General features: G+C 52.9%; 8 protein-coding genes. 6 read left to right on the plus strand and 2 right to left on the minus strand.

What is annotated here, in order from left to right; all coding sequences use genetic code 11:
• The 3 genes from A4E54_RS05805 to A4E54_RS05815 form a co-directional block, all read left to right on the plus strand.
• On the plus strand, positions 1 to 2,890 hold a 2,890-nt coding region (locus A4E54_RS05805), incomplete at its 5' end, for an S-layer homology domain-containing protein (protein ID WP_286724944.1).
• Between the two features lie 24 nt (positions 2,891 to 2,914).
• A complete protein-coding gene (locus A4E54_RS05810) occupies positions 2,915 to 4,054 on the plus strand; it encodes an outer membrane protein assembly factor BamB family protein (protein WP_277445391.1) in 1,140 nt (379 codons plus the stop codon).
• A gap of 2 nt (positions 4,055 to 4,056) precedes the next feature.
• Entirely contained in the window at positions 4,057 to 5,526 is a 1,470-nt protein-coding gene (locus A4E54_RS05815) for an S-layer homology domain-containing protein (protein WP_277445386.1), read from the plus strand.
• Between the two features lie 6 nt (positions 5,527 to 5,532).
• On the opposite strand, the gene A4E54_RS05820 is transcribed toward A4E54_RS05815, so the two are convergent.
• Positions 5,533 to 6,612, minus strand: a complete 1,080-nt coding sequence (locus tag A4E54_RS05820) for a zf-HC2 domain-containing protein (protein ID WP_277445387.1) — start codon at positions 6,610 to 6,612, stop codon at positions 5,533 to 5,535.
• Positions 6,613 to 6,626: 14 nt separating this feature from the next.
• Positions 6,627 to 7,226 (minus strand): RNA polymerase sigma factor, encoded by a 600-nt coding sequence (locus tag A4E54_RS05825; RefSeq protein ID WP_277445388.1) that lies wholly within the window; start codon positions 7,224 to 7,226, stop codon positions 6,627 to 6,629.
• A gap of 554 nt (positions 7,227 to 7,780) precedes the next feature.
• Between A4E54_RS05825 and A4E54_RS05830 the strand changes: the two genes are divergently transcribed.
• The 3 genes from A4E54_RS05830 to A4E54_RS05840 all read left to right on the plus strand — a co-directional run.
• A complete protein-coding gene (locus A4E54_RS05830) occupies positions 7,781 to 10,072 on the plus strand; it encodes a copper amine oxidase N-terminal domain-containing protein (RefSeq protein WP_286724976.1) in 2,292 nt (763 codons plus the stop codon).
• 174 nt (positions 10,073 to 10,246) lie between these two features.
• A complete protein-coding gene (locus A4E54_RS05835; RefSeq protein ID WP_277445389.1) occupies positions 10,247 to 11,353 on the plus strand; it encodes a TolC family protein in 1,107 nt (368 codons plus the stop codon).
• Between the two features lie 143 nt (positions 11,354 to 11,496).
• Positions 11,497 to 11,656: transposase (locus A4E54_RS05840; protein WP_286724055.1), on the plus strand; the 160-nt coding region annotated here is incomplete at its 3' end.

The raw sequence follows: 11,656 nt of genomic DNA on the forward strand, positions 1-11,656 counted from the left end.
TGTTGCAGATTTTTCTTCACGCGGGCCGGCCGGAGACGGGCGGATTAAGCCCGAACTTCTCGCTCCCGCTTCCGCGGTAATTTCCGCCCGTTCACGTATGGTCGAGGGCAATCTGCCGGGATACCCGGAATACACGCGCATGCAGGGGACAAGCATGGCCGCCGCCGTTGCAGGCGGCTCGGCAACCCTTTTGCGGGAATATTTTGAGAAGAATATGAATATAACGAACCCATCGGCAGCCTTGGTCAAGGCGGCGCTGATCAACGGATCACGTCCCATGACAGGTAGCCCTTCGAAAGAAGGTTTCGGGGTAATAGACCTGGCAGGTACCACAATTGCTCTGAAGGAAAACTCCTTCAAGGTGGCCGACGAGTTGGCCGGGGTGTCTCAGGGAAACGAAGTGTCATATACTATCCATGTTACTGATAACGCGTCTCCTTTTAAAGCCACCCTGACATGGACCGATCCTCCGGCTGAACCGGGCAGCGCGCAGGCGTTGGTGAACGATCTCGACCTGCTCGTCCGGACGCCTGACGGCAGGGTTTATTACGGCAACCATTTCCTAGGTAATAACATACCGGACAGGACAAACAACGTGGAGCAGGTTTACCTGCAGTCATCGGTGCCCGGGGATTATACGGTAAAGGTAACCGGTGTGAATGTACGCAGAAATACTGTAAGCGGCAGTGCCGTTGCCGCACAGGATTACGCCCTGGTCTGGGGTCAGACACCTGCCGAAGATATAGTGGAGAGTGTCGGCGAGCGTTCAATCAAACTGGTGGACGGTACCTCGTTCAGCCCGGCCGCTCTGCCGGTGGTAAACCTCGTTAATGAGAATATTGCCCCCGTAGATGCTGGCCACTTTTTCCCCGGGGCGGAAGCTTACCGGACTTCTCAGCGAATCTACCTGATAGCCCGCTTGTGGCGTGCCACCGGGGTGAAAGCGCTCAATACGGCAGAAGGGGCTGTCTTTACGGAAATCAACCCGGCTGCCAGGTCGGGTGGCTACAGTCTGGCCGGGGATACCGGAATAATAGTATTGAACAACCAACCTGTAACGACGGATAAACTGCCGCCGGGAGTGGAGGTAAACGCCGTGCTCAACCCGGTTGACCAGAAAATCCGGCGGGTTCGTGCAGCTTATATAGAACGTGAAGGTGTTGTCTCGACGTTACATGATCAAGACGGACAAAAAGAAATAACCCTCATGGGAAACGGGGGATCATACCGGTTATCCAGTGATGTCGCTTGTTCTTTCGAGGATAATTATCAAAGTGTGGAGACAGCGGACATGCCCTTTGGCACCGGCGCTCTGGATGAACTGGCAGAGGCCCTGCCTGGTATGCCGGTGCGCCTGTACTTGGCGCCGTCCAGCGGCGAGGTGCAGTACCTTGCTGTTAAGCGGCAGGTGGCCCTCGGCACGGTACGTGAAACTATCGCTTCCAGTAGCGAAATCCAGATGGAGAACGGGACTTCCGTCCGGATCTTCCCGGGCGCAGCGGTAAAGAGAGACAGAGAGAATTCCAGCTTCGATGTGATCAAGCAGGGGGACCATGTAACAGCGGTACTACTGCCGAGTACCGGGCAGGCTATAGGCTTGGTGGCATTCAGCAATGTTCTATACGGGAAGACAATTGATTTTACAAAGAAAGACAGAATGTTTTACCTGCTGGATAATAACAATTGCTACAGGTCCTTCTATCTGCCTCCTGATGCAGTCATCTACCGCTGGGGGGTCAGGACATCAGATGACGTTATAGCTGCCGGGCGTTGGGTCAGGGTCACAACTGACCAGGACGGGAAGGAAATATGGCGGCTGGATATAGGAGAAACTTTTTTTGATAAGAGTACATTTGCAGAATATAATCAAGCTGAAGGTATAATCAGCACTAAGGGTGGTGAGCAGTACCGGTCATCCGGTTTAACCCGTTTTTATAAAAACGGTTACCTGGTGTTGCCGGGAGATCTTCTTCCTGGCGAGCAGGTTGAATTAGAGTATGCGTCTGCCCCTCCGCCAACCGGGAATGTACTAGTGTCGGTGAATGCTCGTTCTACCGCTTCACCGCCAGTGCTATTTGTCTCAGCAATCCAGCTTCAGGGCCGCTTGGTGATAACCGGCAGGGCAGGCGCCAATACCATAGTTTACATGTGGGGGCAAGAGGGCTTCAAGCAAACAATTACCTTAGACGTGTCGGGTAGATTTACTTACTTTTTTAAAAAAGACATAAAAGATCAGTATAATTTAACTCTTGTGGCCGTAGACAGTCAAACGGGAGGGATCTGCGGCAGGAAGGTGAACTTTCCAGACAGCGGCAGCAGCAGCGGTAGAGATGTCCCCGCCGCGAGAATCGTCACAGATGTACTGGAGCAAGCGGTAGCTGGCATAGAGCCGGGCGGTGAAGCGCGTAGTTTTTCCGAGGTTCCGTTGACGCGGGTTGAGGTTGCCGCCATATTGGCACGGCTTCTGCAATGGCCGGAAACCAGCGATTTGCCCTTGCCTTTCAAAGATGCGGGGGATATACCTGTAGAGTTGCGTCCCATTGTGGCTGAAGCGCGAGCGCGTGGCATAATCTGCGGTTATCCTGACGGCAGCTTCCAACCATATGGCGCGCTGAGCCGGGATGACGCCGCAGTGATCCTCGCGGCTATCCTGCAAGATGTCGGCGTTGAAATCAAGTGGGATCCGCTGCTATCTTACGCGGATGCAGATAAAATACCCGCCTGGGCTGCCAAGGCGGTTGCCGTAACAACTGCCGCCGGTCTTTTTCATGGCAGCCCGGACGGAGCCTTCGCGCCGGGAGACCCGATCACAGCCGGTGATATGGCCATTATTTTGACAAAGCTGCTGGATGTTTGCCAGCGATACTGGGCAGCTAGTGTTATGACGTAAAGGTGGGATGTTCTTTTGCGCCGCATGATTATATCAGCCATTGCGCTGTCATTATTACTTTTTGCTGCCGGAGCGCCTGCCGAGTGCCTTGGTGAGTGGTCACCGCATGTTGTTTGGCATGTTGCCAAAATAGGCAAACTGACGTCCGAACTGCAGCTGGGACCTAACGGCCTGCTTTACGCGCTTTGCGGGAATAAATTGATAGCGGTGGATGAGAACGGCAATAAATTATGGGAGAGTGATTTACCGGACGGCAGTAAGTCAGGATGTCCGGTGTTTGATGCGCGCGGGTCTATTTTTATTCCTGGTAATGCCTTGATCCAGGAGGTTAAATTAAACGGCAGCAAAGGGTGGAGTTTCAAAGTATATCAGGGCAGCAGCAAAGCGGCGGCGTTGCTGACCACCGGTCCCGGGAACCTGTTATACATGCAGTTGCCGACAGGGCTGTATGCCGTTGACACCGCGGGGCACTACAAGTGGATGATCACGCAATGGGACCAGGTGTATAATGCCAGCACCCAGTTAGAAACCGATTGGGAAATCCTGGCGAGCGTCGGAAACGACCAGGCTGTATTCGTCATCATCGGTAAGAAAAAAGAAGGGTATACCTTGATGGCATTTGGCGAAGGGGGGAAAATCCGCTGGCGCTACTCCCTTGGTGAAATTAAACAAGCCAATCTGGTCGTAGGCGGTAACGGCCGCGTTTACGCAACCGTCAATCCGAAAAGAACAGACGACTATTACAAAGGCACGGTTTATGCTTTTGAAAGCGACGGCGACGGCAGCCCCCTGTGGAGCTATGCAATGGGGTGTGTCGATCTGACGGCCCCCACTCCTTCCGAAGATGGCTTGTTGTACTTTTGCGCTGACGAAAAACTTTACGCCTTGAATCAGGATGACGGTACGGAAGCTTGGTATGAACCTTTACCCAAGGCTATTTCCCGGCCGTCCGTGGATGAAAACAACATGCGTTATTACCTGGGAACGGAAGATAAACGCTTGCTGGCGTTGAACACGGAAGGGCGGCTGGACTGGAATCTTACCCTGGACGGCAAGGTATCCATGCGGCCTATGGTCGGACCGGATGGGTACCTGTATGTGGTGACGGAAGCAGGGAGCATATATAAAATCAAAGATGAAGCGCCTGAATCCGATGGAGGCTAAAGATGGGCATTGAAAGAAAGCGTAAGGGATGCCGTTATATCTTATGTTTATTAAGCAATCTTCTGTTAATTCTATTATCTTGTTTCTGGTGCAGCTGGTCCCCGGCCCTCGCGGCGCCGGTTAAAGATACCGTGGGTTTTGTAGATATAAACAGCCACTGGGCCCAGAAAGATATTTCCCGCTTGTACGCGCTGGAACTGGTTAAAGGTTATCCCGATCATACTTTTAAGCCCGACCAGCTGGTAAGCCGGCTGGAAACGGCAGTGCTGATCGTCCGTTCAGGCGGTTTTACTGCGGAGGCTGAAAAAGCGGCAGCAAAAACTAATAATAAGAATGACAAGAAATCAACCAGCAGCACGGCAGCAAAACAAATACCCAGAGTGCCGTGGGGGCAGTCCTACATCGACCTGGCAGTGAGAAAAGGTTTTCTTACGCCGGACAGCCCGGGGGACTACGATTTCGACGGACCCGCCACCCGGCTTGAGGTGGCGGAACTCTTGGCGCGGGCCATGTACCTTGTGCCACCTGTCACTGGAGCTGATTCAGCAATGGCTGAAATAAAATCAGTGGCAGACGCGGTTTACGCCAAGACCTTTTCTGACCTGGACGCGCTGAAGCCTGCGGAAAAGACCTTCATCGCGGCGGTTGCCTACGCTGACGTCATGTCCGGCTACCCGGACGGCACTTTCCGGCCGCGGGAATCTTTAACCCGGGCTGAAATGGCGGTAATTCTAAGCAGATTGGTAGACCGGGGGTGGGTTAAGCTCCCCGCCGGCCGCCACCTTGCGGGATGGATTTCCGCTGTTGATGATAATAAGGGAAGCAAGGAAATAACGCTTATTTCACTGTCAGGCGCGCAAAAGCTCAAGGCGGCCGGTAATGTCCAGTGCTACCGCGTGGCTGAAAAATGCACACTGGCCGATTCTGTAAATTTTCAATGCGAGGCAATTTTAGACGGACAAAAGCAGGTGAGCTGGATCAACTTACTGGAACAAAGAGATGACTCCGGACAGACGGATAAAATAAGAGGATCGGTTAAAATGGTGGTATTGGGTGAGGATAATTATATCATCGTTAACAATATGTATGCCGAAGACTTGTTCCTGCCGCTGGCCTGGGACGCAGTACTGACCGGGAACAAGGCGACAAAGGGCTTTAACTCCTTAAAACTAGGTAACTTTGTGGATGTGGAGGTGTCCAAAGGGAAGGTCAGGAAAGCTACCCTTCTCGATGTTAAGACAACGTCCGGCAAGGTGGACAGGATTGAGAACGGGTGCCTGTATTTAGAGGGGGATTCTTCCGGGAAAAAACCGATCTGGTTCAATCATTATGATTACGCGCGCCTGGTAAATAAAGAAGGCACACGGCAGGTGCAATTACAGGCGGGCAGCCCCGTAAGCATCACTTACCTGGATCCTCTGCCCAATGAAATCGACGATGAAGTAGCACTCGAAATAAAAGTAACAAAATAGATGCTTTTACCGGCCCTCCAGCCACAACATGATTACATGCTTGCCGGCTTCTTCTTCCCATATGTCAAACTGCTGTTTATATGAAGCAATCTGCGCTTCCATTTGCTGCTGTTCCGCGCCGCTTTGGACCGAGCCAATGCGTGACTGCAGGTCGTTTAGCTGAACCAGTTTCTCATTGTATAAGGAAGTGATATCCTGGCTCTCGTCATGTCTGTCGAACACCGTCCCCAGACCGTTCAGCCCGGAGAGCAGGTCGGCGGCGCATTCGGAAGACGAAGTGATTCTAATCAGCACTATTTTTTTGTCGCCGTCCTGCTCCGGAAACACCTGCGTTGCCGCCCCGGCTCCGGCCGCCAGCGAAACAGCCTTGATCCTCGCTTCGTTCAAATCGTTAACTGACATCTTTAACTGGCTACGCGCAACTTTCACACTGCTGCTCAACAGCGCCCGCGTTTCATGGCCGCCTGCCGCCGTAACGGGAGCGGCGCTCGCAGCGGTTTCCGCGCTTGTTTTTGGTGCAGCCGGCTCGTTAACGGGGTTACCCGGGTTATCATAACCCGGGACGCTTTCACTAGCTCCATCTCCCCGGGGTTCAGCCGCAGTGCCCGCCCCTTCGGGCAATTGGCCGGGATCACCCGGCTGGAGGTAACCGCCGCCCGCGGGAGGCGCTGACACATCGCCGCCGTTGCCGACATCCGCCGCCGGCTGTTTCGGCGCAAGGCCAATCGTCTTTCCTGCGTCGTTGTTTTTTAAACCAATGGTGATACCGGCGGAACTCCCGGCAATAAGCAACACGACGGCCGCCGCCGCTGCCTGCTTGCGCCAGGCCGCCGGAAGCCACGTTAACGCGGTACGGTGGCGCTCCGCCCGTATTTTGGCCATTACCAGCTCGCGTAATGCCGGTGGCGCGGGTATTTCCTCCCGGCCCAGCGCCCGCAGCGCCCCGGAAAGCCTCTCCTGCAGGGCCAACTCGCCTGCGCAGGCCTGGCAGCCCGCCACATGTCTTGCCAGCGCGTCCTCTTCTTCTTTTGTCAGCGCCCCGTCCAAGCGGGACGGTATCATCAGCAATGCTTCTCTGCAGTCCATCAATCTCACCTTTTCTATCGCCTGCCTGGCAGATCCTCGCCAGCCTCTTGCGTCAGTTCAGTCATGCGGCGGCGCATAACCTCCCGGGCCCTGCTGAGCCGTGACTTCACCGTACCCAGGGAGCACCCGAGCATTTCGGCAACTTCCTCATAGCTATAGCCCTCAATCTCCCGCAATACGAGCACCGCCCGGTGTTCCGGCGAGAGACTTTGCAGCGCCGCCTGCACTATGCCGCGAAATTCCTTCTCTTCCAGCGCCCGGAGCGGGTCGCCTTCCCCGCTGGCCACCTCATGCCTTATTTCGCCCCCGCTCTCACTCTGGTGCGGTTCGTCCAGGTAAATATGCACGTTCCTGTTTTTGCGCCGGGCGTTCAGGCATATATTAACAGTGATGCGGTGCAACCAGGTACCGAAATTAGCTTCGTTGCGAAAACTCCCCAGCGCCCTGTACGCCTGGATGAAAGCGTCCTGGGCCAGGTCCTGGGCGTCGTCGCGGCTGTCCGAGAACTTCAGGCAGAGCGCGTATACCTTGTTCTGGTGGATGCGCACCAGTTCTTCAAAAGCGGAAAGGTCGTTTTCTTTTGCCCTTTTTACCAATATGCTGGTTTCATCCACGGGAAGCCCACCTCTTGCGATACAAAATGCCTCCCGTTTAACTGTTAGACACAGTGAAACCGGAGAAAGTTCCTTCCGGCTGCGGGAGGCTCGTAAAAATCATTCGGCTCTTGAAAGAATCTTTGTAACACACGCGTTCTCAGACCGGACGCTTCGCAGTAATTATAAAGGGAGGCCTGAGTAGTGTCAATTGATATAAAAATGTTTTTATGGCAAAAGGTCGTATTTGGTAAAATTTTTTTAGGCGCGGATGGAACTTTTGGTTCTCACTGGCTGTCTAACTAATCAGGACGCAACAAAGGAAAAGACAGTCTGCCCGGCAGGAAATTGTCTGCCGGTGTAGAATATGTCTTTGTCCGTTGCCTACCGCTTTACTGGCGACGACCATAGCAGCAGCAGCGTTTATAGCACAGTCGCGGCAATGATTACTTAATTATTATACTACTTTAAGGGGGGATGGAAGCGTTTCTTCACAGGGTTGCTTGGCGGGCGTCGCCCGCGCAAACGGCCCCAGGCAGTTATTTTAAGAAAGAAAATTTTTTAGGAGGGAAATAATGAAAACCAAAAGAAACAGAAAGATCGTCTCGATCTTACTGACCCTGTCTTTCTTGGTGGCGATGCTGGTGCCCATGGCTGGCCCGGCGGCGGCTTCATCCACCTATTCGGTTATGAGCGCGCCCACCGTGCTCAACAATGATACTCCACAGAGCTTGGGCTCGATCCTTATCGACATCCCGACAGTTTCAGCCCAAACGTACAGCACGATCCTTTTAACTTTACCGACAGATTTTGCGCTTGACTGGACCAATACCGGGACTAGCCCGGTTGTGTCATGTGTGAAAAACGGTAAAGGAGCAGCAGGCTTCCTTGCAGCAGATGCTTTTACCGCAGCCTCTCCTGCCACAGGTATTGAAAACAAAGGTATCACCCGGGTGAGCGCCCGCGAATTTAAAGTTAGTTATCGGGTACCGGGTGCAGGTGACGCTGACTATGATGTCCGCCTCATGGTTACATTGCCGAACGTCACTGTTCCCAGTTCCGCGGACGGCGACGTCAAGGTAACAATAGACAAATTGACCGGTGACTTCTCCTCTGGCTCAGTCGTGGTCGGCACCGCCGGCAGCGGCAAGGTTTCCTGCTATGTGAGCGACGCCACCACTACATTTACAACTGCCGGCACAACTGGCGGTAAAATTGAAATATACCTGAAAGAAAATACCGCCGCTGCTCCCGAGACTCAGTCAGTTAAGTTAAAGCTCCCGAAAGGTATTACCTGGACTAACAACGGCACTGTCACCAACCTTACCACTGGCGTGACCGGCGTCGGGCAAAACTTGACTGCAACCAAGGACGGCTCTGATGCTAGACTTATGAATATTAGCAGAGCTTCAAATACCGACACCAAATCAATCTACAAGATTGCCGCTGACGTTAGCGTGGATGATTCGGAAGCGGTGCTCGGCCAAGTTGATGTGGCCGTGAGCGGTTCCAGCAGCATTGATGTCTCCACCGTGACCATTGGCGAATACGTGAGCTACAGCGCCAAGCTGGTCAACGCGAAAGATCCTAAGGATGTCACCCCCGGCCGCACGAACCAGGATGTCGGCGACTTCAATATTGAAGAAGGCGCAGCCGCAAGTCTCCTGAACGGACGCACCATCACCATGGAACTGCCTGATGGCGTGAAGTGGGCCACATTGAATGCCCCCTCGACATCCGGTACTGTGACAGCAGGTGCAATTACCGCGACTGGCAGCGACGGCCGCAAGGTTAAATTCACAGTTACCAATACTCCCCCGTGCTCCAAGGGCAAGATCAAGTTCACGAACGTGCAAGTTGACGTAGCAGCCGACTATTCCGGCGACATCAAGGTTACGGTCGACGGTGCCGGTGTTGACAACCAGTCGCTCGTCATCGCCAAGGCGGCGAAGTCCATTACCGCCACAGCGGACACCACCCCGGAAGTAATCATCGGTATGCAGAGCCAGCCCGGCGGCACCTTCAAGATTGTTGAAGGCGCCAAGGAAATGCTGATCAACGGCAAAGACCTCAAGATAGTTGCCCCGAGCGGCGTGACATGGTCTAAAGTCCCGACCGTCAAGGTGATCGACGGCGATGTCTCCATCTACACCGACAGCATCACCAAGAACGAGGGAACGGTGACCATCCCGATTAAGAGCCAGAGCACCAAGCCTTCAACCATCGAAATATCCGATGTTGCTTTAACCATCGACCGCACCGTGCCAGAGGGTTATATCACCTTAAAAATTAAAGGCGCTGCCGTCGACGAGATTAACAACACATACGGACCTAGCATAGTAGCGGGTGGTGCCGGCGGAAGAACTTTCTACGCCACCGGTGGTGCTAACCCTGACAACGCTGCTTGTGGTTTGATCTTCTCCGGCAGAGACACGGCAGCCACGGTTGACGTTGCCAAGACCGTTACCCCGGCTCCGTCAACAACCAAGAACAAAGTCACCTTCAAGATTGGCGACAGCAAGTTCACCTTAAACGGCAAAGAAGTAACCATGGACGCCGCTCCTTACCTGAAGAACGACCGCACTTACCTGCCGGTCCGGTTTGTGGCCCAGGCTGTTGGCATTACCGACAGCAACATCATCTGGAACGCTGACGAACAGACTGTCGTTCTCATTAAAGACAGCACCGTGGTCAAGCTTACTATCGGTAGCAATATCCTGAACATCAACGGCATAGGAATTACGATGGACGTTGCTCCTGAAATCGTGGATCCCGGCCGCACCATGCTGCCGGTCCGCTGGGTAGCGCAAGCCCTGGGATGCAATATTACCTGGGATGATGCGACCCAGACTGTAACAGTTAACTAACAGTTAAAAAAAGTTAAAAAACCGGGTTCCTCAGGGAACCCGGTTTTTTTTAATAAAGAAAATTTAGCGTTTTTGAACAAAAACATATTGACTCTTTGTCCGATGGGAAATATACTTTAGTTAGCGTATTGTTAACTGTCTTAACAATATTGGACAGAGTCGGGAGTGGTGTGTTTGAAGAAGTATTTGATAAGTATTGCTATATTCCTGTTTGCGATACTGGTGGCCATGCCGGCCTTGGCTGCGGATCCGGCCAAGCCGGAGCTGACACTGAATGACGCTATTGCGCGCGCCTTGGCGAACAGTAACGCGGTTAAAAAGGCCACTGTGGAAATTGACCGGACCAAGGAACTGCGGGATGATGCGGCGGACAGTATTCACTTTACGCCTTCCACACCGCCGGGCGATCCCGCGACTGAGCGGGCCTGGGCAAATGTAGTATCAGCCGATCTCACCTGGCGGATGACTTACAAGACTCTGTCAGTGCAGCAGGACAGCCTGGCCCTGAGCACCTGTAAAAAGTATTGGGGCATCCAGCAGGCGATAGCCACGCTGGATGCAGACAAGGCGGCCTTGAAGCAGGCTGATTTGGACCTGCAAAAGGCCAGAGCACAGCGCAGGGTGGGCTTGATTTCAGATGGTGACGTGATCACTGCGGAATCCAAGTATGCAACGGCAAAATCGACCGCAGACAAGGCGCAAAACGACCTTGATAATGATTATGTTGCTTTTAATCAAACTATCGGCTTAAATCCGCAGGATCGCCCTGTTTTGACAGACGAATTAAAATTAGAGCCACTGGAAAAGAACCTTGACCTCGATGTTGTCGTGAGCCGTGCCATCGACAGCAGCCCTTCCATATGGCTGGCCACCGAGAAGGTAAAAATACAGGAATACGCCAAGGATTCCATGTTTTATACAGGGTCATACAATCCGTATATAGCGCGTGAAGACGCTGTGAAACAAGCCATATACGATTCAATGAGCGCTAAGGATGCGGCGGAATTGCTGACCAGAAATCTATACTACTCAATTCGTTCACTTGAAGATAACAGTCCCGCCGCCGAGCAGGCGGTGAAAAAAGCGGAGGAAGATCTGCGCGTGGCCAATGTAAAATACCAGGTCGGCATGAACACCCGCGCGGATGTGGCCGCGGCGGAGTCTGCCCTGGTGCAGGCCAAGAAAAGTTTACTGGATCTAAAGGCGAACCACGCTTATTTAAAGCTGGCTTTTCAAAAGCCGTGGGCTTATTCGGGCGGATCGTCGAGTGGAACTGATTAAGGGAGAAACTTAGCTTAATCTTAAAACAATTAGCGATTTTATTTTCCAAGTACCAGGCCCAAAACCTTCGCCTTTAGGCGAAAAGCCTTTAGCATTGACTCTGCTTAGAGGTAGATGTAACATTCATCCATGAGGTGAATGATATGGCAGATTACCAAAAGGGAAGCCACACGATATATGACATAAAATACCACTTTGTGTGGATAACCAAATATAGGTATCATGTGTTAAAAGATCAGGTTGCAGTTAGGTTAAGAGATCTCATAAGACAAGGTTGCGAAGTCAGAGGAATAACCATAATTA

Source organism: Pelotomaculum sp. PtaB.Bin117, from assembly GCF_002067195.1.
Taxonomy (GTDB): Bacteria; Bacillota; Desulfotomaculia; order Desulfotomaculales; family Pelotomaculaceae; genus Pelotomaculum_D; species Pelotomaculum_D terephthalicicum.